The organism is Neobacillus niacini (assembly GCF_023715785.1).
Lineage (GTDB): Bacteria > Bacillota > Bacilli > Bacillales > Cytobacillaceae > Neobacillus > Neobacillus niacini_E.
In genome coordinates, this window is the sequence record NZ_JAMBOX010000008.1 from 105,633 (window position 1) to 132,221 (window position 26,589).

23 protein-coding genes and 2 riboswitches are annotated in these 26,589 nt (G+C 39.4%); of the genes, 9 read left to right on the forward strand and 14 right to left on the reverse strand.

Translation table 11 applies throughout. The features are described from left to right. Nucleotide 1 precedes the first annotated feature (1 nt). The 5 genes from M3234_RS15460 to M3234_RS15480 form a co-directional block, all read right to left on the reverse strand. A complete protein-coding gene (locus M3234_RS15460) occupies nucleotides 2–1,012 on the reverse strand; it encodes an ABC transporter ATP-binding protein (RefSeq protein ID WP_262305590.1) in 1,011 nt (336 codons plus the stop codon). A 17-nt stretch (nucleotides 1,013–1,029) separates the two neighbouring features. Then, nucleotides 1,030–1,959 (reverse strand): ABC transporter permease, encoded by a 930-nt coding sequence (locus M3234_RS15465; protein ID WP_262305591.1) that lies wholly within the window; start codon nucleotides 1,957–1,959, stop codon nucleotides 1,030–1,032. Next, nucleotides 1,959–2,888, reverse strand: a complete 930-nt coding sequence (locus M3234_RS15470) for an ABC transporter permease (RefSeq protein ID WP_262305592.1) — start codon at nucleotides 2,886–2,888, stop codon at nucleotides 1,959–1,961. The genes M3234_RS15465 and M3234_RS15470 overlap by 1 nt, the downstream gene beginning before the upstream one ends. A gap of 83 nt (nucleotides 2,889–2,971) precedes the next feature. Continuing rightward, nucleotides 2,972–4,609 (reverse strand): peptide ABC transporter substrate-binding protein, encoded by a 1,638-nt coding sequence (locus tag M3234_RS15475; RefSeq protein ID WP_262305593.1) that lies wholly within the window; start codon nucleotides 4,607–4,609, stop codon nucleotides 2,972–2,974. Nucleotides 4,610–4,999: 390 nt separating this feature from the next. Next, nucleotides 5,000–5,905 carry an alpha/beta fold hydrolase gene (locus tag M3234_RS15480; protein ID WP_262305594.1) on the reverse strand — a complete coding sequence of 302 codons (906 nt, stop codon included), beginning with the start codon at nucleotides 5,903–5,905 and terminating at the stop codon, nucleotides 5,000–5,002. A 252-nt stretch (nucleotides 5,906–6,157) separates the two neighbouring features. Between M3234_RS15480 and M3234_RS15485 the strand changes: the two genes are divergently transcribed. The 4 genes from M3234_RS15485 to M3234_RS15500 all read left to right on the forward strand — a co-directional run bounded on the left by M3234_RS15485 (nucleotide 6,158) and on the right by M3234_RS15500 (nucleotide 8,457). Beyond that, nucleotides 6,158–6,496, forward strand: coding sequence for a cupin domain-containing protein (locus M3234_RS15485; RefSeq protein ID WP_262305595.1), 339 nt, complete (start codon nucleotides 6,158–6,160; stop codon nucleotides 6,494–6,496). A gap of 180 nt (nucleotides 6,497–6,676) precedes the next feature. After that, entirely contained in the window at nucleotides 6,677–7,318 is a 642-nt protein-coding gene (locus tag M3234_RS15490) for an NADPH-dependent F420 reductase (RefSeq protein ID WP_262305596.1), read from the forward strand. 45 nt (nucleotides 7,319–7,363) lie between these two features. Then, nucleotides 7,364–7,891, forward strand: a complete 528-nt coding sequence (locus tag M3234_RS15495) for an HPP family protein (RefSeq protein ID WP_262305597.1) — start codon at nucleotides 7,364–7,366, stop codon at nucleotides 7,889–7,891. A 17-nt stretch (nucleotides 7,892–7,908) separates the two neighbouring features. Next, complete coding sequence (locus M3234_RS15500) at nucleotides 7,909–8,457, forward strand: DUF4865 family protein (protein ID WP_262305598.1); 549 nt, start codon at nucleotides 7,909–7,911, stop codon at nucleotides 8,455–8,457. Nucleotides 8,458–8,542: 85 nt separating this feature from the next. Here M3234_RS15500 and ispG read toward each other — a convergent pair whose 3' ends face one another. Then, nucleotides 8,543–9,649 carry a flavodoxin-dependent (E)-4-hydroxy-3-methylbut-2-enyl-diphosphate synthase gene (ispG, locus tag M3234_RS15505; RefSeq protein ID WP_285858482.1) on the reverse strand — a complete coding sequence of 369 codons (1,107 nt, stop codon included), beginning with the start codon at nucleotides 9,647–9,649 and terminating at the stop codon, nucleotides 8,543–8,545. A 415-nt stretch (nucleotides 9,650–10,064) separates the two neighbouring features. Between ispG and M3234_RS15510 the strand changes: the two genes are divergently transcribed. Then, nucleotides 10,065–11,495, forward strand: a complete 1,431-nt coding sequence (locus M3234_RS15510; protein WP_262305599.1) for a purine-cytosine permease family protein — start codon at nucleotides 10,065–10,067, stop codon at nucleotides 11,493–11,495. 95 nt (nucleotides 11,496–11,590) lie between these two features. Here M3234_RS15510 and M3234_RS15515 read toward each other — a convergent pair whose 3' ends face one another. The 6 genes from M3234_RS15515 to M3234_RS15540 all read right to left on the reverse strand — a co-directional run bounded on the left by M3234_RS15515 (nucleotide 11,591) and on the right by M3234_RS15540 (nucleotide 17,265). Beyond that, nucleotides 11,591–12,370, reverse strand: coding sequence for an energy-coupling factor transporter transmembrane component T family protein (locus tag M3234_RS15515; protein ID WP_262305600.1), 780 nt, complete (start codon nucleotides 12,368–12,370; stop codon nucleotides 11,591–11,593). Then, nucleotides 12,354–14,081 (reverse strand): ABC transporter ATP-binding protein, encoded by a 1,728-nt coding sequence (locus M3234_RS29565; RefSeq protein WP_262305601.1) that lies wholly within the window; start codon nucleotides 14,079–14,081, stop codon nucleotides 12,354–12,356. Before M3234_RS29565 ends, M3234_RS15515 begins: the two co-directional genes overlap by 17 nt. After that, nucleotides 14,062–14,667, reverse strand: a complete 606-nt coding sequence (locus tag M3234_RS15525; protein WP_262305602.1) for an ECF transporter S component — start codon at nucleotides 14,665–14,667, stop codon at nucleotides 14,062–14,064. Before M3234_RS15525 ends, M3234_RS29565 begins: the two co-directional genes overlap by 20 nt. A 21-nt stretch (nucleotides 14,668–14,688) precedes the next feature. Then, a complete protein-coding gene (locus M3234_RS15530) occupies nucleotides 14,689–15,291 on the reverse strand; it encodes a Ykof family thiamine-binding protein (protein WP_262305603.1) in 603 nt (200 codons plus the stop codon). Nucleotides 15,292–15,424: 133 nt separating this feature from the next. Continuing rightward, nucleotides 15,425–15,530: riboswitch (TPP riboswitch) on the reverse strand. 132 nt (nucleotides 15,531–15,662) lie between these two features. Further along, nucleotides 15,663–15,851, reverse strand: a complete 189-nt coding sequence (locus M3234_RS15535; RefSeq protein WP_262305604.1) for a DUF4177 domain-containing protein — start codon at nucleotides 15,849–15,851, stop codon at nucleotides 15,663–15,665. Between the two features lie 127 nt (nucleotides 15,852–15,978). Then, the gene (locus M3234_RS15540; RefSeq protein ID WP_262305605.1) at nucleotides 15,979–17,265 is read right to left on the reverse strand and encodes an NCS2 family permease; all 1,287 of its coding nucleotides are present in this window, start codon (nucleotides 17,263–17,265) and stop codon (nucleotides 15,979–15,981) included. Between the two features lie 108 nt (nucleotides 17,266–17,373). On the opposite strand from M3234_RS15540, the gene M3234_RS15545 reads away from it, so the two are divergent. After that, complete coding sequence (locus M3234_RS15545) at nucleotides 17,374–18,252, forward strand: LysR family transcriptional regulator (protein ID WP_262305606.1); 879 nt, start codon at nucleotides 17,374–17,376, stop codon at nucleotides 18,250–18,252. 219 nt (nucleotides 18,253–18,471) lie between these two features. Here M3234_RS15545 and M3234_RS15550 read toward each other — a convergent pair whose 3' ends face one another. Beyond that, a complete protein-coding gene (locus tag M3234_RS15550; RefSeq protein WP_262305607.1) occupies nucleotides 18,472–18,987 on the reverse strand; it encodes a DUF3189 family protein in 516 nt (171 codons plus the stop codon). A 684-nt stretch (nucleotides 18,988–19,671) separates the two neighbouring features. Then, a riboswitch (cyclic di-AMP (ydaO/yuaA leader) is annotated at nucleotides 19,672–19,808 on the forward strand. Nucleotides 19,809–19,989: 181 nt separating this feature from the next. Here M3234_RS15550 and M3234_RS15555 point away from each other — a divergent pair. From M3234_RS15555 to M3234_RS15565, 3 genes are all read left to right on the forward strand, one after another. Then, entirely contained in the window at nucleotides 19,990–21,324 is a 1,335-nt protein-coding gene (locus M3234_RS15555; protein WP_262305608.1) for a TrkH family potassium uptake protein, read from the forward strand. A 280-nt stretch (nucleotides 21,325–21,604) separates the two neighbouring features. Beyond that, nucleotides 21,605–22,492, forward strand: coding sequence for an alpha/beta fold hydrolase (locus tag M3234_RS15560; RefSeq protein WP_262305609.1), 888 nt, complete (start codon nucleotides 21,605–21,607; stop codon nucleotides 22,490–22,492). A gap of 311 nt (nucleotides 22,493–22,803) precedes the next feature. Next, nucleotides 22,804–25,020: a glycerophosphodiester phosphodiesterase family protein gene (locus tag M3234_RS15565; RefSeq protein ID WP_262305610.1), complete on the forward strand. Its 2,217-nt coding sequence runs from the start codon at nucleotides 22,804–22,806 to the stop codon at nucleotides 25,018–25,020. A 592-nt stretch (nucleotides 25,021–25,612) separates the two neighbouring features. On the opposite strand, the gene M3234_RS15570 is transcribed toward M3234_RS15565, so the two are convergent. Then, nucleotides 25,613–26,506 carry a LysR substrate-binding domain-containing protein gene (locus tag M3234_RS15570; protein ID WP_262305611.1) on the reverse strand — a complete coding sequence of 298 codons (894 nt, stop codon included), beginning with the start codon at nucleotides 26,504–26,506 and terminating at the stop codon, nucleotides 25,613–25,615. Nucleotides 26,507–26,589: the final 83 nt, after the last annotated feature.

Sequence of the window (26,589 nt, forward strand, 5' to 3'; positions counted from 1 at the left end):
TTTACATTCCCCCCATGGATTCTTTTTCAACAGGATTGGCCATTGGATGATATAACCAGCATGCTGTTTGTTGTGTAGTATTTATTTCCATTAGATTTGGGGAATGCTTCTGACATACTTTCATTGCATATTCGCATCTTGAATAAAATGCACATCCGTTTGGCGGGTGTAACAAATTAGGCGGTGACCCTACAATCGAATACAAAGACTCGTTTCTGCTCATATCCAGCCTAGGAACCGACTTCATTAGACCTTTTGTGTACGGGTGAGAAGGATTGGCAAAAATCTCTTCCACTTTTCCAGATTCCACTACTTCCCCTGCATACATGACAACCACTCGATCACATATCTCTGCCACTACTCCTAGATCGTGGGTGATTAATATGACGGATGTATTTAGTTTAAACTGCAGATCTTTGATTAATTTTAAGATTTGAGCTTGAATGGTGACATCTAACGCTGTGGTTGGTTCGTCTGCAATGATTAATTGGGGCTCACATACGAGTGCCATCGCAATGACGACTCTTTGTCGCATTCCACCTGAAAATTCATGTGGGTATTGATTCATTCTTTTTTCAGGCTGCGGTATTCCAACTAATTCCAACAACTCTTTTGCTTTCCTATAGGCCTCGCTTTTTGAAACCTTTTTATGTTTCATAAGACCTTCTATTATCTGTTCACCTATTTTACTAGTAGGATTCAATGAAGTCATTGGATCTTGGAAAATCATACTGATTTCGTTCCCTCTAATAGTTTCCATTTCCTTTTCCTGCACTTTTAAAAGATCCATTGAATGATATAAAATCTCCCCGCTTTTATAATGGGAAAATGCAGTAGGTAATAATTTCATAATCGACTTTGCTGTCACACTCTTTCCACATCCTGACTCCCCAACCAAGGCAACGATCTCCCCCTGGTTCACATGAAAAGAAACGCCTCTAACGGCTTGAACTTCTCCTAAATAAGTATGAAAATTCACTTTCAAATCTTTTATTTCCAATAACTTTTTCATCACATCACCCTTATTTCTTACTTACGCAGTTTAGGGTCTAATGCATCTCTCAATCCATCGCCCAGCACGTTAAAAGCAAACATGGTTAACGAAATTAATATGGCAGGTATGGCCAGTTGATAAAAGTTTCCTATTAATATACTCCCCAATGCATCACTTACCATCGTACCCCAGCTGGCTTCTGGTGCTGGTATACCAAGGCCTAAAAAACTCAACGTTGCTTCTGCAAATATGGCATTAGGAACAGTAAGTGTTACATTAACAAGGATCGGTCCCATCGTATTCGGAACTAAATGCTTTCTTAATACCCATAAGGTGTTGGAACCCATCGCGTTTGCTGCTTGAACGAAATCTTGTTCTTTTAACTGCATTACCTGCCCCCTAACCAATCTTGCCATCGGTATCCATCCTGTAATCGACATGGCGATTATGATGGGCCATATACCTCTTTCAAGTACAATCATAATGAGAATAACCATAAGCAGATATGGAATTGAATATAATATTTCGGAGATCCGCATCATGACATTATCGGCCCTTCCACCCTTTAAGCCGGCAATACCCCCGTAAAAAATACCTATAATAAAATCAATCATCGCAGCCATAAAGCCTATAAAAAGAGAAATCCTCGCTCCATACCAAGCACGTGTAAAAATGTCCCGACCGGCTTGGTCCGTTCCGAACCAATGTTCAGCATTAGGTGTAAGATTTTTTTGAGTAAAGTCCTGTTCATAATATGAGTATCCATTCAGATAAGGGCCAATGGCAGCAAGTAATAAAAGCAATAAGGTAACCATTAAACCTGCCATGGCTAGTTTGTTTTCTTTTAAACGTCTCCAAACATCTCGCCAGAAGCTTACCGTTGGGCTATTGATTTTCTCGACATCTTTCAAATGATCCTGGATAGGAACAAATAAATCTTTCGTTAAATGAACGTTGCTCTCCATTAATTATTTTCTCCTATCACTTTTATTCTGGGGTCTAACCAGGTATAAGCAATATCGATGATAAAAATAAGGAAGATAAGGATCATGCTATAGAATACGGTTGACCCTAGAATAACGGGATAATCTCTATTAAATATTCCTTTTACAAATAACTCGCCTATTCCTGGTATCCCAAAAATACTCTCAATGATAAAACTTCCGGTTATGAGATTTGCTGTTAATATTCCTAAAACCGTCACAACTGGAAGAATGGCATTTTTTATTGCATAGTGAATTAAAATAAACTTACCCTTTAAACCTTTCGCTTTTGCGGTAATCATATAGTCTTGACTAAGTACTTCAAGCATACTTGATCTCATTAACCTTGCTATAAAAGCCATTGGCATCATACTAAGTGCTATTGTCGGCAATACTGTATGTGCCCATGATTTCCAAGTTGCTACAGGGAAGATTCCCCATTTTACTGCAAAAAAGTTAATTAAAAATGTAGCCATGATGAAACTAGGAACAGATATGCCAACTATGGCGAGAATCATAGATAAATAGTCCTGCCATTTGTTTCTGTTATAGGCTGCAACCACGCCTAAGATCATGCCCAGGACAACTGCCAGTAAAATAGCTTGGGTACCTAAATGGAGCGATACAGGGAATCCTTGCTTAATAAAATCATTTACAGTCATAGTGTTTGATTTTAGTGAGGGGCCAAAGTCAAATTGAATCAATGATGTCAGATATCGTGTATATTGGATAAATAACGGTTGGTCCAGATGATAATGTTCATTAAGATTTTTATAAACTGCCTCCGGCATTGTACCTTCTCTTGCAAAAGGATCGCCTGGAATAAAGTGCATAATCATAAAAGTAACCGTAATCACTGCCCATAGCGTCAGAATGGACCATAGAAATCGCTTAAAGATATATTTGAGCATATTGTATGCTCCTTTCAAACATAATCAATCTAGATAAACTAGGCGTGCATCTATGATGCCCGCACGCCTGCTTTGAAATACCTTTACTTTATATCTGCGTACTTAAATGACGGTTCATCATTTATTAGTGTAAACACACCCGTAATGCTCTCTTTATAAACAAGTGGCTTGGTGTAGAAATATATAGGTATGATAGGTGCTTCGTCTACCAAAATTTTCTCCGCTTTATGAAGTGCATTCATCCGTTCTTTTTTATCAGTAGCCGTTTGAGCAAATTGAATAAGCGTATCATATTCCTTGTTGCTCCAATTAGGATCGTTATAAGACGCTCCGGTTATGAACAAATCCAAGAAAGTCATAGGGTCAACATAATCACCTACCCAGCCGGCACGACTGATGACATAATCACCTGTTTTTTGCCGGTCTAGCTTCACTTGCTGTTCAACATTCTCTAGTGTCATTTCGATTCCTAAATTTTTTCTCCACATTTCTTGTAATGCTTCCCCAATTGCTTTATGTTTTTCATCCGTATTATAAAGATAGTTAAAAGAAGGTACCTTTGACATCCCTTCCTCCGCTAATCCTTCCTTTAACAGTCTTTTCGCCTCAGCTAGATCCTCTTTTATCAGATTTCCCGTATTACCTTGGAAGTCGCCTGAGACATCTGGTATACCGGGCGGAATAAATGAGTAAGCTGGAGGCTGGCCACCCTGAGCAATATTCGTAACAATTGCCTTTCTATCCATGGCCATCGATAGAGCCTGGCGGATTTTAGGATTATTAAACGGCTTTACATCCGTATTTACATCAAGGTAATAAGTGGATAAGTAAGGTCCTGTATGAAACTCAGGATTTTTTTCGGTTAGTAATTTTCCAATAATATCAGGAGGAAGCGATTTTTCAGGCAGCAGGTTGAACTCCCCAGATTGATACATCTGCCAAGCAGTATTGGAATCTGTAATAATAGCTAACTCCACTTCATCCAAATGGATGTTTTCCTTTTCATAGTAATAATTGTTTTTCGCTAGTTTAATAATCTCTTTATGTTTCCATTCTTTTAATTGAAAAGGGCCATTTGAAACAAAATGATCTGCACTCTTATACCAATCAGGATTACTTTCTGCGAGTTTCTTATTTACTGGATAGTATGTGTAGAATGAGGTTAGCTCTAAGAAATATGGAACTGGACTAGTCAATTCTACTTTTAGGGTTTTGTCATCCAAAGCCTTCACACCAACTGCGTCTTCCAATGCTTTGAGATTATCCTTGGCTGAATTATATTCTTTTGCTCCCTTTAAATAGTAAAGTTGAAAAGCGTAATAGGAGCTGGATTTTGGATTTAATACATACTTCCATGCATACTCAAAGTCATCTGCTGTGACAGGTTCACCATTCGACCACTTCACGTTATCTTTCAAATGGAATATCCAAGTAATTCCATCCTTGGATTCCCAACTTTCAGCCATCCCTGGAACTGTTTTTCCTTCTGGAGATCTCGTCGTAAGCCCTTCAAATATATGATTGATTACCCATGAATCGTGAGTCCCTTCTGCTAATCCTGGATGTAAAGTACCAGGTTCTGAACTGTTATTTGTCTTTAAGACTTTTTTCCCCTCATTCTTTCCAGATTGAGTAGAGCCGGTCTTTCCTGAAAAAGAACAGCCTGTGAAGAACAGCGCTAGTACAAGCATCGATACAATAATAAAACTAAATTTTTTCAATTTATTATTCCCCCTATTTCTATTTGCAAATAATGGTTCTATCCTCCTTCATTTTGTTGCTAAATATTCTAAATATTTATCTATAATGCCTTCCGGTTATTAGTCTTCAAAAAACCTAGTACATGTAGGAGATAAATATTTTGAATGGCTTTAGCATACCAAGGTATTTTTTTTGAAGGAAATACCAAAAAATCATAACTTTATAACCTTTCGTTATAGAACCAAAATTTTTGCCAATGTAACTCCGAATAGCTTTTTACTAACGTTTTTTTGTTCTTTATTCCTAAAAAAATAAAAGCGTCATCCGTAGATAGACGCTAAATGCTTATAAAATTATACCCTGATTAGCTTTAAGCATCTGAAAAAAGCTTGTTAAGATCAGCTTAATGGTTAATCGTTCTGAAACTCTTCTATCTTCTTTATCACAGCTTTAGGATCTTCAAAGGGAACAAAATGCCCCACACCCGGCAAAATTTCTAAAGAAACATTGGAAAAATGTTCGTCCAGTTTATCTGACCAATTCACTGGGATTACTGGATCGTCTTCGCCCCATAACACTTTCGTCTCATGTGAAATCGGAGGAAGAGTCGGCGTGTTTACAGCCTTGCTAGTCTTTGCTGCTGCCCTAGCCTTATAATAAGCAATACTTGCCGCAAAATGCCTTTCACGTGAATATACTTCGGTAATCGTGTCTAATTCCTCTGGTGTAATTCTAGCCTTTTTCCCAATCCAATGTTCATAAAAATGTGTAAGATAAATTTTTATATTCTCTTTAGAATTGCTTATTAGTTTTTCTGCCAAAGGCAGATTATGAAAATACTGATACCAAAACTCCTTTTGGATAGTGGGGTCAAAACGCCTTGACCCGATCCCAGGATATGGAGGGTTCAGTAATACAAGTCCTTTTACACTTTTGGGATAGTTTCTAACAATCGTTTGAGCAACCGTAGCACCAATATCATGGGCTACCATTATAACATTTTGCAATTCTAGCTCCTGGATTAAGGAAAAAATATCACTTGCAAGATGCTCAGGAGTATAACCTTCATGTGGCAATAAATCTGGTTTATCTGAATTTCCAAAACCTCTGAAGTCCGGTGCAATAACGTCAAATTTTTCAGAAAGTGCAGGTATTACTTTACGCCAGTCATACCAAAATCCCGGCCATCCATGCAATAAAATAACTGGCGCTCCTTTCCCTTTTCTAACATAGTGAAGACGAACACCCTCATTTTCACGACTATAAAAATGGTTTAATTCTAAATTTGATGTGGTGATATTAATAGAATCTTGCAACGTAATTCCCCCTAATTTTTATTAGCCATTTATCAATGTGCACATAAATAGGATATCAGCGGGATTGCTAAATAAATAATATTCATTTTTTATAGGCCTATAACTTATATTTATTAACAAAATTTATACTCTACTAAAAAGATTTTATCATGATAAAGAACAAATTAAGGAATAATTTGACAGTTTTGTAGGAATATTTTACATTTTACATACTACAGAATGTCAACTATCAAAAAGTAGGAGGAAACGTACATGGTTTTAAGCAAAAATAACACCTTTCATTATATCTGGGGCGAAAATTGTGATGGTTGGAAATTTTGGGATCACCAAAATTTAAGTATAATCTTGGAAAAAATGCCTCCCGGTACGAAAGAAAGGTTGCATTATCATCAAAAATCATTTCAATTATTCTTTATGTTGAAAGGAACTGCAACACTGAAAGTAAATGAACAACTTTTCCACATCTATCCAAATGAAGCAAAGGAAATTCTCCCTTTTGCACACCATCAAATACTAAATGAAACCAAAGACGATATCGAGTTTTTAGTTATTTCCAGCCCAAACACGCTGGGGGATCGAATGAATTTATAGAGGAAAGTACATTTTTAAACCCTCAATGATCTCTTCATTTGTATCAATGTCAAACTTATAACTAATTCCATCCATCCCCCTATAACATTAAGTTATAAACCTATAAAACATAGGTATTTCCAATTTTTTCATACCTTGGATACTATGTTATTGTCATTTAAATATTTGGGGGAATGAAACATGAAAGTAAGTATTCTCGGAACCGGACGAATGGGCAGCGGTCTCGTTAAAACGCTTGAACCGTATGTAAATGAATTATTTTGGGCCTCAAGGGATAAAGAACGTATGGAGTCTTTCATACATGCCAATAAATTAACCCGTATTGTACCCGTTTCCTATACAGAAGCACTTGAAGCAGACATCATTATTCCAACACTCTGGTTCAGAGATGTAATCCCTTGGGCAAAGGAAAATAAGGAAAAACTAGCCAATAAAATTTTGGTTGATATCACCAACCCATTCACAGAGGATTTTACAGATTTTACTTTAGATTGGGGGAACTCTGCCGCTGAAGAGCTGCAAAGGAGCATTCCCGACACAAAAATAGTAGGTGCCTTTAAAAATACCTTTTTCCAAGTTTTCGAAAATCCTATTCATGAAGGTTTAGAGAGTGATGTTTATGTAACCTCTGATCATGAAAGTGCCAAACAAATGGTCATGACATTGTTGAAGCCTCTACCATTTAGAGTGATGGATGGAGGGAAATTGAAAAACAACAGGACGATTGAAAGACTTACACTTTTTGAGCGGGAAATTGCCATTCGATATGGGAACTACCCTTATGTATCCAATCGGTTATTTGGTATGAAATTAGGCGACTAAGATAGTTGATTCAGGAATCCAGTATAAAGGAAGGTATTTTTACTAATGGAAAGGAAATTACCCTTAGGTATTTTTTTATTGAAAATGCAAACCAAAGAAAGGACTCCTTTAACCGTCATTCCCAATAATGTCTATATGGGGTTTTTGGGCGGATTTATCACAATCATGATACTAGCTTTGGTTACGCAGATGTCAGCAAACATATGGTTGATGGCCCCTTTTGGCGCAAGCTGCGTATTAGTTTATGCTTTATGGGATGCTCCTTTATCACAGCCGAGAAATGTGATCGGCGGGCACTTTATTTCGACTTTTATCGGACTGGTCATGTCCCATTTAATGGGCAACTCCATATGGGCGATAGCACTTGGAGTTGGCTTATCCATTTCCTGTATGGTGTTAACCAAGACGACCCATCCACCAGCTGGAGCAGATCCCATTGTTGTCATAATGGCAGGTAGTTCTTGGTCATTTCTATTTTTCCCTGCTTTGGTCGGTGCAATAAGCATTGTCCTCTTGGCCCTTATTATCAATAATTTAAGCCCAAATCGAAAATATCCAAAATTTTGGATGTAAGAAAGCGAGTGATCTAGATGATAGGAATGCAATATAAGGTCATTTTACCAAAAGATTATGATATGGAAATTATTAAAAAAAGAGTCCAAAACAATGGACACAAAACAGATGGTTTTCCTGGGCTAAAATTTAAAGCCTATTTAATGACCAAGAAGGGGAAAAATGGGAATTTATACAATTCCTACGCACCATTATATATTTGGAATAGTTCACAAGGAATGAATAGATTTATCTTTGAAGGTTTCTATGACAATATCTTAGAATCCTTTGGATGGAAGCAAATAAATATTGGTGTTCCCTTGAATATGGAGCTGGGCAAAGATTTCAAAAGCGTAAAATATGTTGTGGAATATACAGGTAAAATTCCTGAAAGCACATCTTTAATTCATACACATTTTCAAACTTCTACTGATTATGTGATAAATAGAGAAAAAAGTGTAGGGAATTTATTAATTTATAATCCAGATAAATGGGGATACAGCCACTTCAGTTTTTTTCAAGAAACACCACAGATAGACCCATCAGAAAATCTTACTGTATATGAAGTTTTACATGTTTCAATGTAAACTAGAGTGCCTGTCACCACCCGAATCATGTCGCAAAAAAACGACAAATTACAGGCAGCGACAGGCACCTAAGCTATTCTTAAAGTTAAGCCTTTTGTTTTGTAGATTCTTTTTGTTCAAAGTATTCCTTGGCTATTTGATCAATTTCTTTTTTCAATTCTTCAACCATTATTTCTTCAGGCACTTTGCGGACAATTTTCCCTTTACGGAATAATAAACCTTCACCGCGTGCTCCTGCAATTCCAATATCAGCCTCTCTTGCTTCTCCAGGACCATTTACCGCACAGCCGAGAACAGATACTTTAATCGGTGCTTTAATCGTTGAGATATATTCTTCCACTTCATTTGCGATGCTCATTAAATCGATTTCGATTCTTCCGCATGTTGGGCAAGAAATAAGGGTGGCGGCATTTGATGACAGACCAAATGATTTTAGTAATTCACGCGCAACCTTTACTTCTTCAACGGGATCGGTACTCAATGATATACGAAGGGTATTGCCTATTCCTTTACTTAAAATCGCACCTAAGCCTGCCGCACTTTTGACTGTACCGGAGAACAGAGTTCCTGCTTCTGTGATTCCAAGATGCAGCGGGTAATCAAAGGCCATTGCGGCCTTTTCATACGCTTCAATCGCTAAATTAACATCAGAAGCCTTCATCGATACGATAATATCATGGAAATCTAAGTCCTCTAAAATTTTAATATGATGGAGAGCACTTTCCACCATGCCGTCTGCAGTAGGATATCCATATTTATCAAGAATGCGTTTTTCAAGAGATCCCGCATTCACGCCGATTCGAATCGGGATTCCTCTTTCTTTCGCTGCTTTGACGACCGCTTCCACTTTTTCGCGTTTTCCGATGTTTCCAGGATTAATTCTAATTTTATCTGCTCCAGCTTCAATCGCTTTAAGAGCTAATTTATAGTCAAAATGAATATCCACGACAAGTGGAATATTTATTCTTTTTTTGATATCAGCAATCGCATTCGCTGCCCTCTCATCAGGACAAGCGACACGGACGATTTGACAACCCGCCTCTTCAAGTCTTTTGATTTGTTCAACAGTTGCCTCCACATCATGAGTTTTTGTAGAAGTCATACTTTGAATGAAAAGCTCATTGCTGCCACCGATTGTCAAGTTGCCTACTTTTACCGGTCTAGTTTTCGTACGATGGATCATTTCACTCAATCGTGATTGCCTCCTTTAATTATTAATTTCTATATGCAATATTATTATTGTAGCAAAGTATTTTTCAACAAGATAGTAGATTGCTATATACGATTGGATTTTTATTCAATGCGGTGTATGAATTAGATTCATTCAAGCGAGGTAAAACCCTTATTTTTAAAGGGTAATTAATACCGATTTTCCCCTTGACCCTTGATTATGTCAACTAACTGTGTATATAATATAGAAGTGCAAGACATTTACACTGTCTGCGGAGTAAAATATATATTTCTTTTTCTAAAAAAAACATGCTCAAAAATACACATTCTGCTGCCCCCTAAAACAAGCATTCAATCTTGATCGGGTGTAATTGAATGTGAAAAATAAAACATAGGAAGGAGGTAGAATGTGAGGAGCATCATGAAAGGATGATTGCATGAGTGTAGATCAAACTAAAGGTCTCCAAGAAGAAGAAAAAGACGATTATTCATTTGATAAGGTTCCGGAAGAAAAACGGAACATGGGTTGGTTTAGCGTAACCAACATCACGTTTGGTATTGCCACTGCGATCTTTTATTTTCAAACAGGCAGTGTGATGGCCCTTCAGTATGGCGCGATGAACGCGATTATTTCAGCTATTTATGCCATCGTGATTGCTGGAGTCTTAGGTACAGTGATTGCCTATTTATCTGCGAAGTCAGGAATGAATGTAAACCTCATGTCTAGGCAAGGGTTTGGGTACATCGGTGCTTCGTTAACTTCCTTAATATACGCATCGAATTTCATTATGTATTGCGCCTTTGAAGGGATGATTCTCGTTTCCGCAGTACATGCATTTTTCCCCGCAATTCCACTGTGGCTTCTAATTATCGTTTTTGGATCCATTGTCATCCCGCTAAATTGGTTTGGTATTAAACAATTAGATAAATTACAAAAATGGTCATTACCGATCTTCTTTCTATTTTTAATTGCTATCATCATTGTCGCAGTCAATATTCCATCTCAATTTGATGGTCACTTTTGGACCTATCTGCCAGAAGGTGTACAGATAGGCGGAACAGCTTTACTGTTATGTATCGGAATGCAGCACGGGATTATGGGATTAACCGCTTTAATTGCGTCGGATTATGCGCGGTTCCTTAAACCAAAAGATATTAAACTTGGATCCATTATGATCGGATTTATTCCGCAAATTTTCTGTTTTGGTGTCATGGGCTTACTTGGAATATGGTTTGGTGTCCGGTTGGCTGAATCGAATCCGGGGGTTTATATTGTCACCATTCTTGGACTAGGTGGAGTCGTTTTTACGATGTTAACACAATTACGTATTAACGTTACAAATATTTATAGTGCTTCCCTGTCACTCTCCAACTTTTTCGAGAATGTATTCCACTTCAAACCCGATCGTCGCTTTTGGGTTGTTGTCTCCGGCATCGTGTCGATTGCGCTCATGCTTGGCGGTATACTGGATTATTTAGGCAGCGCGATGACATTTCAAGGGGTTCTCTTAATGGCATGGGCTGCTATTTTAGTTACAGATGCCTTAGTCGTGAAGAAGTTATTGAAAATTGTACCGATGGAATATGAAGCAAGACAAGAGAATTTATATAAATGGAATCCTGCTGGGGTTGCACCATTAATCATCTCTAGTGTCCTTGGAACGATTGCTGGATTAGGGTACATGGGAACATTCCTACAAAATACAGCCACTTTCTTTGCGGCCGTACTAGCCTCATTCCTCACAATAGCAATAGCTGTCTATACGAAGGGGAGCTATTACAGTAAAGAGTCTGAGGAAGTAATGGTAAAACGTAAAAAAGAAAAAGAGAGAAAACAGTCCACATTCACAAGAGAAGTACGCAGTTGATTAAAAAAAGTGCCTGTCACTCCTCAGATATTGTCGAGAAGTCATCGACAAATAACGGGTAGTGACAGGCACATGCTTTTCCTGTGGATCCATCGTTAAAAATGGTTCCCAAAGATATTTAAAAAACCAAGCTGATAAGACAATAAAACACTAACAAAAAACATGACAAAAAAGAGACTTACAAAAACCCAATCACGTTTATCGATGGTCATTTCATGATAATGTGTTCGGTCGGTTTCCCCGGTAAACCCCTTTGATTCCATGGCGAGGGCTACTCGCTCCGCTTTACGGATCGCATTGGCGAAAAGTGGAATGGCATAGCGCCGAAACTGATGCAAACGCTCCTTCACTCCCCTTGCTCTCCCTACCCCGCGAATGCGGTGGGCTTGCCTTAATACTTGAAGCTCATAACGAAAGGTCGGTAAGAAGCGATAACCCGCCAAAATCCCGAATGTTAATTTTGGTGGCAGCTTACATTGCTGCATTAAACTTAACATAAACTTCGTTGAGTCGGTCGTTAAAATAAACAGTAAGGATAACGCTGCGAATGAAAGGGAACGTAAACCTAATGAAATTCCGGCCCAAAAGCTGTCTGAAGTGACTTGAAACGACCAAATGGCAAATAGAACATCCCCACCTGAAAAAGTATCACTAGGATGGAGCATCGTCATCCAGGCAAAGCTCCCTGCTAATAAAAGAAATGGCGAAAACATCGCGATCCATCGCTTGAAAGCCACTTTACCAAAGAGAAATGTTACGGCAACCGTGAATACTAAATAGATAAATGGTGTCAGCGGATCGAACGTAAAAGCTAGCAGCAGTGCCGGTATCAATACAGCTAGAGCCTTCATCGTTGGATTAATGGATGTTAGCATGCGCCCGTACACCTCCCTGCTTTTTCTCGTTTGGATGGAGGTTTTCAAGCAACCGATTGATTCTTACCCGGAAAGGGAGTCTGAGTTTCGCATGATGGAGTATTTCCGGTCTCTCCCATAATTCATCGGGTTTTCCGCTAAAGCTCACTTCCCCTCCGTAAACGACATACACTTTTTCACAATACGTGTCGACCAGATCCATGTCGTGCGTAACGAATACAATAGCTGTCCCTTGTCTTTGTAACGTTTGAATCATTTGCATTAATTCTTCCGTTGTTTGTGCATCTTGGCCAAAGGTCGGTTCGTCGAACAATAAAACACTTGGTGTGTCCTCTAGCATCGTCGCCACACTTAGACGCCGCTTTTGCCCGCCGCTTAAGGCAAACGGATTGCTCCATTTATGAGACGTTAGACGGAACCGTTTCAGCAGTTGGTTTACGTTTTGCTCTATTTTGTCCTGGTTTACACCGTTTATCTTCATGCCAAACGCAATTTCCTCATAAACCGTATCCGTAATAAATTGATGTTCAGGGTTTTGAAACACATACCCCATGACTTTTCTCATCTCATGCTCTGACCATGCCTCATACTGTTTATTTAAAAGCAGCCGACTTCCTGTCTTGGGAGCCAAAATTCCTGACATGACCTGCAATAACGTCGACTTTCCTGCCCCGTTTTTACCGACAATGGCGATTAGTTCTCCCGATTGTAGTGAAAGGTCAATTCCTTTCAAAATGGACTGCTTTCCCCTAGAAAATGAGATATTCCTTATGGATAATACCTCACTCACTTCGTTAGCCCCTGAATCGAATGGTTGAATTTTTTCACTAATAAGGCTTGTCATCTGGCCAGTGACATTCATCCATGATCCTAGGTCCGCTTCGGATAAGGGACGATATGTTTCAGGGACCTTTCCCTCCTGTCGATCAAGAACGGTTTCAACGATTCTAGGGATATGAATCCCTTCTTCTTTTAGTTTTTCCGCCTCGTTATAAAACACATCCTCTGGTTTTCCTTCTAACAGAATGTTTCCACGACGATTGATGGCGATTACCCGGTCCATCAAAGGAAGCCAATCATCTAATTGATGGTCAATAATGAACAGGGCAAACCCCCGCTCTTGTTTTAACGAATAGATTAATTCAATAAACTCTAACCGAGAAACCGGATCTAAGTTCGCTGTGGGTTCATCCAATATCAATAACGTCGGATTTAAGAGGAGAACAGAAGCCAGAGCGACCTTTTGCTTATTTCCACCTGATAATTCATGGATGGCCCTATGTTTTTCTTCAGTTAGCCCAACGGCACTTAACATGTCGTCAATTTTTCCGGTCATCTCTTCTCGTGGTGTTTTCATATTTTCTAACGTAAACGCTAATTCATTTTCGACCGTAACCATACAAAATTGACTTTCAGGGTCTTGAAAAACAACCCCGATTTCTTTGTTGATTTCTCCCTTTTTAAAATGACTCAAGGGTGTTCCGTTATACATTATTTCTCCTTTTGCCCACCCTTCAACCGCTTCAGGATAAAGGCCATTTAAACAAAGAGAAAGCGAACTTTTCCCGGAACCGCTTGGCCCTATACAAAGAATGGTTTCTTGTGGATGAATAGAGAATGTCAGGTTTTTTAAAAGCGGCTCCTTATCCGAATCATAGCCAAACGAGAAATTTTCTAGTGAGAGGAGTGGCTTATGATGCTTTATGCTCACGTTTTGCCTGCCACTCCTTTCCTAGCGCATAGCTTCTCAACACTCCTGTATCTGCTAATTTTTCCGTGATCCACTTTCCTAATAGACCGGCAATCAAGGCCCCGCTAATCACACGAACAATCAGCATCGAGCTGAGCAGCGGGAGGGATAGAGCGATATATCCAGAATGATACAAGCCCCAGATAAAGCTGGATATTGCCGGACCAACGCCCGCAGCCACAAGAACGCCTCTAGAATAATTTCGGTATTTTGTTGCAGCAAAAGCAGCCTCCGCGCCAAGTCCTTGAATAAAAGCGGAAACGATTAACATCGGACCTGCCGGCGAACCGAGTAGCACTTGGACACCGCCGGCAATGGTTTCAGAGATCAGTGCCGCTCCAGGCTTGCGAATGATGTAGGCGGTAATAATCGAAACAATAAACCAAATCCCGAATATCACTTCATATCCAAAAGGCCCTAAGCCAAACGGTGTTAAGATGTTGGTAAGACCTGTGCCAACGGTGAAAAAGAATAGGTAAATAAGCGCAAATACCACACCAAGTATCGCCATAAGCACAATTTCACGTAAATTCCATTTCGTTGTCATTTGATGAACTCCTTAATAGGTTTATTTATCCTTTTTTGACGGGCTGTTCGCTGAGATGGCTGCCGTCATTGTCACATGACTGCGTTCATGTGTTTTAGACACATTAACAAAGGTTTGCTCAAGGGTTTTAAAAACATCATTGGCATCCCCATCAAGGCGAGACGCATAATGAATGCCCTTGGTGAAAGTTCCGTGATCCTTTGCCACCTCTACCTGGTCTGCGATAATCTGCATATAGTCTGGATTGTTCATCGGATAGAGGGCAAATTGAGCAGCCACCTCCACTTTTTCTTTGCGGGATGCGTCTTCATTCAAGCGTTCATCATTCTCTGACATATAACTATCCCCTTGGCTGTCCCCAGGGCAGCCGACAGAAAATGTTCCATTAAAAACAACGTGTACACCCGTTTTAGCAGCGTGAATAAAAATAGCCTTGGCTACATCAAAAACGTGTTCACTACGCCCTCTAATGCACGTTGTCACATCATCCGTTTCCATCCAAACCTTGCTTGTATCGACCTCGTTTAATGCCTTTAAAATCACCTCAACGAAATTGTCTGTCATGGGATAGATGGAAAAACGGCACCCTGCGATTCTACTTGTTCCACAACTTAAACCTTGCATTCTATCTTCCTCCTAAAATTTTTTCTGTCCGTTTCGCCTTTTCGGTTAGGGGATGTATACTCCAAAAAACACAAAAACTGCATCTCCAAATAGGAAGATGCAGTGAATATCATAAAGAATATACAGAAAAATAATGAAGTCACTTGCACTTCCCCACGCTAGCATTACCTAGTTCTGGTCATGAGGGTCAGCAGGAATCTCACCTGCTTCTCAGCCTTACAGCTCCCCTAGTGCGAAACGAAATATGAATTTGTCTATTTCATTGTACGACAAATCTGATTAATTGCAACTATCAATGTTCAGTTTCTTCAGAAATATGAAAAATAATACGTACTTTGTTGGTTCCCAAACGGCAATCCATTCGGAGAAGTTTAATTAAGGGATCTCTCAAAAATAATCTCAAAAAATGAAGAAGAACCGTTTCCAGATGTAACAGGGGCAAATAATTGGACGAATCTCCATCCCTCCTTCGCATGATTGGCAATGATTTCATGATAATTTTCTTTCGGTGCATTGTTCCATATACTAAGATTAATTTGAACAAATTTATATTCGTACATATTTCAAACCTCCACTTAAAGAATAATAGATGATTAAAGTGATATAAAAATTTGATAATATTCCCGGAAATGAACAAATGACTTGGATATTCATTTGTTTGAAATGATCCACCTATTCATCCAATACTTAAAATGCGTATTGAATAACAAAGTTGCTAATAAACAGAACGGCAATCAAATAAAGTACAGGGTGCACTTCCTTCCCTTTCCCCATAAAAAGCTTCAACAATGGATATAGAATAAAGCCGATTGCCATACCATCTGCTATGCTATAGGTTAAAGGAATTAATACAATAATGAGAAGTGCTGGTAAGCTTTCTGTTAGTTCACCTATTGAAATATGAACAATATTTTGAAACATAAGAACCCCTATTAATATCAGAATAGGCGAAACCGCACTTGCCGGAACGATTTTAATAACCGGTATGAACATTATCGAAACGAGAAACAATAGTCCTGTCACAATGCTGGTTAACCCTGTTCTCCCACCCGCTGTTATTCCAGCAGCTGATTCCACAGACGCTACAGTGGGACTCGTTCCAAATATTCCTGAAGATAATACCGAAATAGCTGTAGCCTGTAGTGATTTCTTATTGCCTTCATAGCGATTTAACAACTTGTTATGCCCATGTATCAAACCAATATTTTCAAACACAATCACCATTGCAAAAGAGATGGAAGTCAGCCAGAAGACCACATTCCCTGCTTGTGCCCACGATAACTGTCCAAAAACGCCCATGTATTCTTGTAAAGATGGAATGGTAAGAGAAATCCCTTCGAAGGTAGCTCCTCCAAAACAAATCGATAGCATTGCTGTAATAAAAATACTTAGAAGAAGGTTTCCTGGTATATTTTTAGCAAATAATAAAACCGTAATGATTAAACCAATAAATGTAGTGACAGCTTGGGGACTGCTTAAATCTCCGATTGCAAGGAGCGTGTGCTCAGAATCCGTAATAATACCAGCATTGTGAAACCCAATTAATATCAATAAGATTCCGATTCCAATGGTTATGGCTTCCTTTAAGGAATTAGGAATCGAGGAGGTTATCACTTTTGCAATGGGTGTAAAGGCAATCATAACGAAAATCAGCCCTGTAACGAAGACCATCGCCAGCGCCTCCTGCCAAGTAAATCCGCCAGATTGAACGATTGTATACGTGAACATCGCATTGAGCCCCATCCCTGGAATGAGGAGTATAGGGGTATTACTCCAAAAACCAATAATTAAACAACCAAAAAAACTAGTTAATATGGTTGCTATGATTCCTGCCTCCATGGGAATGCCGGCTGCGGCCAAAATCGTCGCATTGACAATAATAATGTAAACCACAGTTATATAAGAAATAAAACCCGCAGAAATTTCCTTCGCGAGTGTCGTACCATGTTGCGTTAATTTAAATAAGCGTTCCATGTTATTCTCCTTTCTAGTTCGTTCGTTATCGTATCATAGACAAGAGGTATATTAGAAATATATAATTTGTATAAAAACCATATATTTTTTAAATAGAGGGAGAAATCCATGGACATTAAACAATTACGGTATTTCATAGCGATAGCTGAAGAAAAGAATATAACTGCCGCTGCAAATCGGCTTCATATGTCTCAGCCACCTCTCAGCATCCAGTTGAAACAATTGGAGGATGAATTAGGTGTTAAATTAATCGAGAGAAATGGGAAGAGTATGGAGTTAACCGATAAGGGAGAGCTGCTCTATCAACGTGCTCTGCATCTCGTCAATTGCTTTGAGGAAATAATAAATGAAATACAGGATACGGAGGAGGGAAAAAAGGGCGCACTCAATATAGGAATAAATACTTTATCCGTTTCGGGATTTTCAGAAATGCTCCAATCCTTCCACAAAAACTATCCCCATGTATCGTTAAAAATTGTACAAAATGATTCATTTTATTTAGCAGAAATGGTTAAAAACAGAGCGATTGAAATGGCATTTGTACGTCTTCCCCTTGAACATCGAGGTCTGGTTTACCATCATCTTATTAATGAGCCTTTTATTTTCGTCAGCAAAATGGAAGTCCACAATATATCCTTAGAAGAGGTTGCAAATATGCCCCTTATTTTACCTAGTACAGAGGGTCTGGGTATCTATAATACAATTCTTGAAGCATTTACTAGGCAAAAGCTTCCACTAAAAAATATCGCGGAATGCTCTGATATGCATGTATTAATGGAATTGGTGAAGGGTGGAACAGGGGTAACGATTGTGCCAAAATCTGTATTTGATGTCTACGGGGCAAAAAGTCTTTACTCGGCGCCAATAAGCAATGCCAATATGACCTCTTCTTTAGGAGTGATTTTGCTTGAACATCACTATGTCTCCACACCGGCCAAAAATTTTATGGATCTAGTAAAGGGATATTATAAACATTCACAACTTTAGCATTGTCTTTAATTAATCTAGCATAAATAAATTTATTGTAGTAACGAGGGCTAAATAGAACAGCGGGGTTGTGGTGGCAACCCTTTTTTATTGAACGGGGCAGTACAACCCAGATACAACAACAAAAAATAATGCAGGTAGGTCACCATTAAACTTTGCACGGCAAATTGGAGACAAGCAAAGAACTTCCTGTTTACAGAAGTTCCTCTAAAATGAAAATTATTTAAACATATCATTTTCTAAGATAATCACATTTTCATTCAAAGATGATGTACTGCCCATACGTTTCGTATTTTCTACCAGCCTAAAAATATTATCACAGCATTGTTTGGCACCTTTCACTAATAACGGTACACCAATAAAGTCAATCTTTAACCCTCTTGAAAAAAATCCCCCCATTGACATCAAAAATGGAACAGTTGGTGAGGTGTTTGAAAAGACAATTTTTTCATCAACTTGGAATTTTTCCTGTAGTAATAAAATCATTTCTTTCAATGCTGGCACCACATACTTATTCCTTTTTCTACCGATTGTATAAACAGCATTCCCCTCATCATCAATTCCGTGAAAAATCAGCTTCCCAAAATCCTGTTTTGTAAGTTTGTTAAAATATTTTACGTTTAATATGACATCCTTCGTTAGCTTCATTTCTGATTGGGGCAATTGCTTTAAATGATAGGCAGCAGCCAAAGAAGACGTATGGGTTCCGCCATAATCATTATAAATATAAATCATCGGAAATCATCCTTCGATGTTTTTTCAATATTCCTTAGGTTATTTATTCCAATCTGGCCACATATTTATTCTCCTAGCTATCAAATAAAACTGCTAAATAGATTAATGACAAAGTTTATATATTCGGAAATATCCCCCCATAATGGTTGCTCCCTGAAACCTCTAAATCAGCATCCTTTAATGCTTGAAGTTAAGTTTCTTAGGGTTTTCCTAAAGAATTTTTCATGAAGGGGAAAGGACTCTAGATGCTGCACTATCGCTGCCAGCGTTGCGCTCCCCAGCTCACCTAAATTACCAAAAAATTTAATCAACAACTCCGTTTAAGCGAAGCTGTCACATCCCCTAAATGATTAAGGTGGTGATTTTTGCGATTGAATAATAATAGTAAATGGACACAGCCACGATGTTACCCTGTCCAAAAACTAACAAACCAGTCTACAAGAACATTTGTTTTTCGCAAAAAACATGGAGTATGCCGCCGGACTTTCAAACCTGATTGCCACTTTTAATACTTTACTTGTAAGCTAGTACAAAATAACGAAAGTTTTAAAAATAATAAGTATGGTGTAGAAAATAATGCATTTAATCATGTTTTTGACAGAAATTGAACCAAACCTGGATATTTTACTGTTTTTTGAACCTTTACTTTCTTTCACTGCTAGTTGTAGTATTTAACCATAAAAGTACAATTTAATGCCTAATCCCATTATGGGAACGGAGGACCCAATTTTTTGGGGTTAATTCTACTCACTGTAGAAGGGATGACACTCTTTCGCCATCCTACCCGCCAGCTAACTTCGTCGGCAAAAGCGAAGGAGGTCAAAAGACCACCTTATTTGAAGGTGCTTTTTTTGTGGAGTTTCACAAAAATCGCGTTTTCTAAAATGGGTCTTTTTTGTTGTGAATTAAAACGGATCAGAATCACAAGAAACTTTAATTTGTTCTATTAAAAAAGGTGAAGTAAAGACTGATTATTTATAACCTGTTTGGGAGGGATAACCGTTGGAGAAAAAATTTAAATTAGACCCTCCTAAAATTCTTGTTTTAGGATTTGCAACCCTGATTCTAATAGGTGCCATACTGTTGACTATGCCGATTTCAACAGTGGATGGACAAGGTCTTTCTTTTTTAAATGCTCTGTTTACAGCCACCTCAGCAACATGTGTTACAGGACTAGTTGTAGTGGATACAGGAACTACGTTTACAATGTTTGGACAATGGGTTATTTTGTCCCTGATTCAAATTGGCGGGCTTGGTTTTATGACAATTGCCACTTTATTTGCCCTCCTTTTGGGAAAAAAAATTTCCTTGAAAGAAAGAATTTTACTTCAAGAATCTTTAAACAACTTGTCAATGGATGGGATTGTAAGGCTGGCAAAGCGTATATTAATATTCACTGCCGTAATTGAAATACTGGGGGCTATGTTACTAGCCATTCGGTTTTCATTTGATATGCCCCTTAAAAAGGCCATTTATTACGGTATTTTTCATTCTATTTCAAATTTTAATAATGCGGGATTCGATTTAATGGGGGAATTTCGCAGCTTAACTGGTTATGTAGAGGATCCAACAATTTCTTTAACGGTTTGTGCATTAATAACCCTTGGCGGAATTGGATTTATTGTGATGAATGAACTTTTTGAATATAGAAAAACAAAAAGATTATCTTTACACACAAAAGTCGTTTTGGTATCTAGCTCTATTTTGGTGGCAGTCGGAACCATTTTAATTTTGTTATTGGAGTTTTCTAATGATAAAACGTTACAACCATTATCTTTTACTGGGAAAATTCTTGCGTCTTTATTTCAATCCATAACGCCTAGAACAGCTGGTGCAAATACACTGAACATCCCAGATTTAACCCAATCAACCTTATTATTGATCATTTTCCTAATGTTTATTGGTGCATCACCTGGTTCAACAGGGAGTGGTATTAAAACAACGACCTTTACCACTTTAATTGGGGCTGTTTGGTCACAAATTCGTGGGAAAGAGGATGTTATTCTTTTCCGTCAACGGATTGAATATGAAACGATTTATAAGGCCCTCACGGTAACAGTAAGTGCGTTATTTCTTGTATTAACCGTTACCATGTTTTTAACCATAACTGAACCTGGAAAAGATTTTTTAATGATACTATTTGAGGCGACATCCGCATTTGGTACTGTTGGACTTTCTATGGGATTGACTCCAGAATTATCTCCCATTGGCAGGTGTATCATTATTTTCACCATGTTTGCAGGAAGGGTGGGACCATTGACGATCGCCTTTGCAGTAACTATGCGTAGAAAGCCTGATGCTTTCCGTTACCCAAAAGGCAAAATTATGATTGGGTAGTTTTCAAAAAAAGGAGTGCCTGTCACTACTCGTACGGGTAGTGACAGGCACTTTTTTAATTAAGGGTGAGCCAAAATGGGACACCCTATCATTATAGAACTATAACCTCTTCTTTGTTTTCTTCCGCTTTATTAGCCACCGCAAAAATCCCGAAATGTATAAATATGTTAAATTTTTATAGGATGCGATATAATTTTAATCAGTTGAACGATAAAATGGCAATATCCCAGTCCTGGACCTACTAATCTTTATCCATTTAAAAACGAGGTGGTTACCCACTATGCAAAATAATGAGCTATTTAAAAATAGTCAGCTTGCACAAAATTATATGGCTTCCTATGAGAACACATTATCATTATGGCCCGTTCCTTTTGAGTCGCTATATGTGGAAACAGAATACGGTAGTACTCATGTCATTGTTTCAGGACCGGAGGACGGCGAACCTGTCATTTTGCTGAATGGATTTGGTTTTAGTGCAACCATGTGGTATCCGAATGTCGAAGTTTTAGCGCAAACGTTTCGTGTATATGCAGTAGATGTTATCGGTGAATTTAATCGAAGTATCCCAAAAGCGCACTTTAAAGAGCGAAAAGATTATGTCAATTGGCTTACATCACTGTTGGACAATCTACATATCGACCAAGCCTATTTTATTGGACATTCTAATGGAGGTTGGCATGTACTTAATCTCGCCATAAGCGCACAGCATCGGGTCAAAAAAATGATTTTATTGGCTCCAGCAGCATCCTTTGCTCCTTTCACCAAACAATTTGGAATTCGTTTGTTAGCTGCTAACATCATTCGTACACGTTCGGTAATCATTAACTTTTGTGCAAAATGGTTTATTAATAAAGACAATCTACATATGGTCAGTCATCATCTCATTGAGCAATTTTATCATGGGATTGTAGGATTTGGATGGAAATATAAAGTCCTGATTCCAGCGGTTTATCGAGATGAAGAATTAATGAATATTACTGTACCTACATTACTCATCATTGGTGACAAGGAAGTCATTTATAATCCAACACGAGTATTTGCAAGAGCAAAACAACTAATCCCTCACATCTCCACCATATCCATTCCTGGAGTGGGACATGGAACCAATATCGAAAAGCCTGATTATATTAATCAACAAATGGTAGATTTCTTGATCATTAAAGCTTAAACAGAGTGCCTGTCACCACCCGAATCATGTCGAGAAGAATCGACAAATTACGGGCAGTGACAGGCATTTGCTTTAAATGAAGTTTTGGAGAGTTCAGGTGTTGGCCCAAAGAAATCTATTTCTCCTAAGATTATAAACCTATCGATCGCAGGTCATTTAACCTATAAAGTTAAGGATTTCTCCTTTTTTATATAAGAAAAAATAACTGTTTTTTCCAGTTTACAGATTATTCAAACTCTATTAACTATCACTCAACATTTCTCCTATATGTTTATAGTCGAAGACATAATTTTATAGGAGATGATGGAAAGATGAAGAAAAGTTTGATTGCCGGCCTTGCCACTCTCTCGCTGTCGGTTTCAGCAGCAGCCCCTTATGCCGTTTTAGCCAAACCGATTGAAGTTTCAGCTACTGACAATGGACAATCGACCTTAAAGCCGCTTACTTCCGATGTCGCAGTCATTGCCCATCGCGGCGCCTCCGCTTACGGCCCGGCACACACACTTGCCGCCTACAAACAGGCCATGACCATGGGGGCCGATTATGTCGAATTCGATTTGCAAATGACCAAGGATGGCCAATTGATTGCCCTGCATGATGAAACCTTGAACCGGACCACCAATGTCGAAGAGCTCTATCCGGACCGGGCACCATGGCGAGTAAAGGATTTTACCCTCGAAGAGATCAAGCGCCTTGATGCGGGCTCATGGTTCAATCAAGCCTATCCTGATAAGGCAAAAACGGCTTACATAGGTCAGCAAGTTCCGACCCTTGAGGAAGCCATCAATTATGTCAAGCAGCACGGAAACGGAAAGTTCGGCCTTTATATGGAAACAAAGGCACCCAATGTTTATCCGGGAATGGAAGAGAAAGTAATTGATATCTTGAAAAAAACCAATGTCCTGGATCAGGAAAAGCTGTTCCTCGAATCGTTCAGTGAGGAAAGCCTTCGCAAATTAAGAACACTTGCCCCTAACGTAAAACTAGTACAGCTTTATACGGGAAGCATGTTGGCCGGCAAAGACGTATTTCTGGAAATGAAACGGGTTTCCGACTATGCTTCTGGCGTGGGCCCTAGCAAAGAACTAGTGGTTCCGAAGCTAATGCAAGCAGCGCATCAAAACCAGCTGCTTGTTCATCCTTGGACCGTCAACTCCCAGGATGACATGATCTCCTTACTTTCACTAGGAGTCGACGGCCAGTTTACCAACAACACCGACTTGCTAGTGGACTTACTGGACAAGCCAATTATCTCACATGGAGTAGCAAGCGGTGATGTGACCGATTCTTCCGCCACCCTATGGACCAGGACCAACGCCAAAGCCAATGTGCAATTTGAGATTTCAACAGACAGCACGTTCAAACACAATACGATTGTTAAAACAAGCGCCGCAAAGGCCAAGAACGATTTTACAGTAAAGGTCGAAATAAACGGATTAATGCCCGACACCAAGTATTTTTACCGGGCACACGCGGTTTCCAGCAAGTATACCGTAACTGGTTCCTTTAAAACGGCACCGGCAGAAAACAGCCTAAAGCCATTGACGATGGTTTGGGGCGGTGATACGGGCGGTCATGGCGAGATACCGCCATATAAATCGTTCGAAGCAATGTCCGCCATAAATCCAGACTTCTTCCTGTACAGCGGTGACACCATTTATGCCGACAGCCCAACCCCAGCTGTACCGAATCCGCCTTCACAAAAGGTAGAAGATTTCTGGGCAAAGTATAAAGAAATAAGGACGGACAAAGGGTTCCGCAGCCTCCTGCAAAAAACAGCAACCTATGCGACCTGGGATGACCATGAAGTAATCAATGACTTTTCAGGACCATCCGAGCCGCTGACGCCAACCGGATTACGCGCGTTTAAAAACTACTGGCCCATCTCCAATCAACGCAGCGACGCAGACAAACTGTATCACAAGTATTCTTGGGGCAATACGATGGATATGATGATGTTAAACAACCGGGGCTACCGCTCTCCAAACACGCAGGCTGATGGACCTGATAAAACCATGCTTGGGGGCGAACAAGTAAAATGGCTGAAGCAGCAGCTTTTGGAGTCAGATGCAAAAGTGAAACTGGTCGCGTCTTCTGTTCCGATCTCCATCCCAACTGGTAAAGCCATGTCGCGAGACGGATGGGCCAACGGCGACAATGTCAATCCAAATGATCCAACAGGGTTTGAGCAGGAGTTCAAGGAAATCTCTGATTTTATCATCGAAAATGGAATTAAGAACGTTTTCTTCGTTACAACTGACGTTCACTTTGCAGAAGTCATAAAATATGATGCCAATCATGATGGGAAAACGGATTATAACGAACTGATCAGCGGACCGATTGGCGCCGTGAAGATTAATCCAGGAACATTGGACCCAACCTTCGGTCCTGAACGGTTATATGCCGAAGGAAACTTCTTCAACTTTGGCGTATTCCGTATTGACCCAGCCACCCAGCAAGCAACGGTCGAAATTCAGGATGAAAATGGCCAAGTCCATTTCAGCCATACCTTCCAATTGGAGGAATAAAGCAAGAGTACGGTTCTTTGCTTCAAATGTAGCAAAACCGTCCTTTCTTTCCGGCCTGGCTGACCGAAAACATATTTAATTGCTTAGCTGCCACCTTGTCAAAGGTGGCATTTTTTAATTCCAACATAAGAAACCGAAGACTTGAACAAATCACCGCACCTGCTGAAGGTTCTACGTGACTTCCAGTTCAGAAAATTGGTGAAATTGGGCACGTATAAAGGTTCTACGTGACCTCCAGTTCAGAAAATTGGTGAAATTGGGCACGTATAAAGGCTCTACGTGACCTCCAGTTTAGAAAATTGGTGAAAATGGGCACGTATAAGGGTTCTACGTGACCTCCAGCTCAGAAAAAAGGTGAAAATGGTCACGTATAAAGGTTCTACGTGACCTCCAGTTCAGAAAATTGGTGAAATTGGGCACGTATAAGGGTTCTACGTGACCTCCAGCTCAGAAAAAAGGTGAAATTGGGCACGTATAAGGGTTCTACGTGACCTCCTACTCTGAAAAAAGGTAAAAACGGGCACGTATGAAGATTCTACGTGACGGCTGAAACGGTTTCCTGAAGGCACTGATTCACTGCTGACTAACGTCGTTATCTCTCTGTATATTGGAATTCATTATGATAAAATTCAAAAAAGAATGGAAGGAATTTGTCTACTATCTCAGAGTTATGATCCTTTCTCCACGCAATAGATGCCTCAACCGCAATATTTATGTCTTCTACTTTACGTAGTATGACCCTATCTGCAGGAATCATGGGGGATGGAGTCAATGCTACTCCCATACCGGCAGCAACCAGCACCAAAACAGTTTGAAGGTCATTGGCCTGAATCTTAATTTTTGGAGCGAATCCCGCCATTTGGAAAATGCTCATAAACGTATCGTAATACAAAACACCAGCTGATTTAGGTGTCATAATAAAGGTTTCGTCTGCCAAATCACGAAGGTAAACGGAAGGTTTGTTTGCAAGGGGATGATCCTCCGGTAATGCAGCCTTAAAACTCACTTTTGTTATCGGTCTTACATGAAGTTTATTGCTGGTGACTGGAGCGGATACGATACCGATATCAATCCTCTTTTCATGTAAGGCTTTGACTATATTGGCTGTACTCATTTGGTGAAACGCAATTCCTACTTGAGGATGAAGTTCAAGGTATTTTTGAACCAAAGGAATAAGATTATGTACTGTTCCAGTGAACCCCATTCTTAGTTCACCTTCCATCCCGGTGGAAGATAATCGCGTAGTAACGCATGCTTGCTCCACTTGATCAAGGATTTGGTATGCCTTGTTTAGAAACACCTTTCCGGCGTTTGTCAACTCAACATGCCGCTTAGTCCGATAAAACAATTGGGCACCGATTTCCTCCTCCAACTCCTGAATTTGCCTGCTAAGAGGCGGTTGGGCGATGTGCAACCTTTCCGCTGCTCTACCAAAGTTTAATTCCTCCGCAAGTGCCAGAAAATATCGGATATGCCTCAGTTCCATATACGCTTACTCCTCCCCGCTATTAATACCCAATAGGTATTAGTAGCTGCATTTTTAGGTATTTCTCTTCATTATTTTGATTT

Coding starts and splice junctions, on each gene's coding strand:
- M3234_RS15460 (WP_262305590.1), bottom strand. CDS start 1,012: ATGAAAAAGTTATTGGAAATAAAAGATTTGAAAGTGAATTTTCATACT.
- M3234_RS15465 (WP_262305591.1), bottom strand. CDS start 1,959: ATGGAGAGCAACGTTCATTTAACGAAAGATTTATTTGTTCCTATCCAG.
- M3234_RS15470 (WP_262305592.1), bottom strand. CDS start 2,888: ATGCTCAAATATATCTTTAAGCGATTTCTATGGTCCATTCTGACGCTA.
- M3234_RS15485 (WP_262305595.1), top strand. CDS start 6,158: ATGGTTTTAAGCAAAAATAACACCTTTCATTATATCTGGGGCGAAAAT.
- M3234_RS15490 (WP_262305596.1), top strand. CDS start 6,677: ATGAAAGTAAGTATTCTCGGAACCGGACGAATGGGCAGCGGTCTCGTT.
- M3234_RS15495 (WP_262305597.1), top strand. CDS start 7,364: ATGGAAAGGAAATTACCCTTAGGTATTTTTTTATTGAAAATGCAAACC.
- M3234_RS15500 (WP_262305598.1), top strand. CDS start 7,909: ATGATAGGAATGCAATATAAGGTCATTTTACCAAAAGATTATGATATG.
- M3234_RS15510 (WP_262305599.1), top strand. CDS start 10,065: ATGAGTGTAGATCAAACTAAAGGTCTCCAAGAAGAAGAAAAAGACGAT.
- M3234_RS15515 (WP_262305600.1), bottom strand. CDS start 12,370: ATGCTAACATCCATTAATCCAACGATGAAGGCTCTAGCTGTATTGATA.
- M3234_RS15525 (WP_262305602.1), bottom strand. CDS start 14,667: ATGACAACGAAATGGAATTTACGTGAAATTGTGCTTATGGCGATACTT.
- M3234_RS15530 (WP_262305603.1), bottom strand. CDS start 15,291: ATGCAAGGTTTAAGTTGTGGAACAAGTAGAATCGCAGGGTGCCGTTTT.
- M3234_RS15535 (WP_262305604.1), bottom strand. CDS start 15,851: ATGTACGAATATAAATTTGTTCAAATTAATCTTAGTATATGGAACAAT.
- M3234_RS15540 (WP_262305605.1), bottom strand. CDS start 17,265: ATGGAACGCTTATTTAAATTAACGCAACATGGTACGACACTCGCGAAG.
- M3234_RS15545 (WP_262305606.1), top strand. CDS start 17,374: ATGGACATTAAACAATTACGGTATTTCATAGCGATAGCTGAAGAAAAG.
- M3234_RS15550 (WP_262305607.1), bottom strand. CDS start 18,987: ATGATTTATATTTATAATGATTATGGCGGAACCCATACGTCTTCTTTG.
- M3234_RS15560 (WP_262305609.1), top strand. CDS start 21,605: ATGCAAAATAATGAGCTATTTAAAAATAGTCAGCTTGCACAAAATTAT.
- M3234_RS15565 (WP_262305610.1), top strand. CDS start 22,804: ATGAAGAAAAGTTTGATTGCCGGCCTTGCCACTCTCTCGCTGTCGGTT.
- M3234_RS15570 (WP_262305611.1), bottom strand. CDS start 26,506: ATGGAACTGAGGCATATCCGATATTTTCTGGCACTTGCGGAGGAATTA.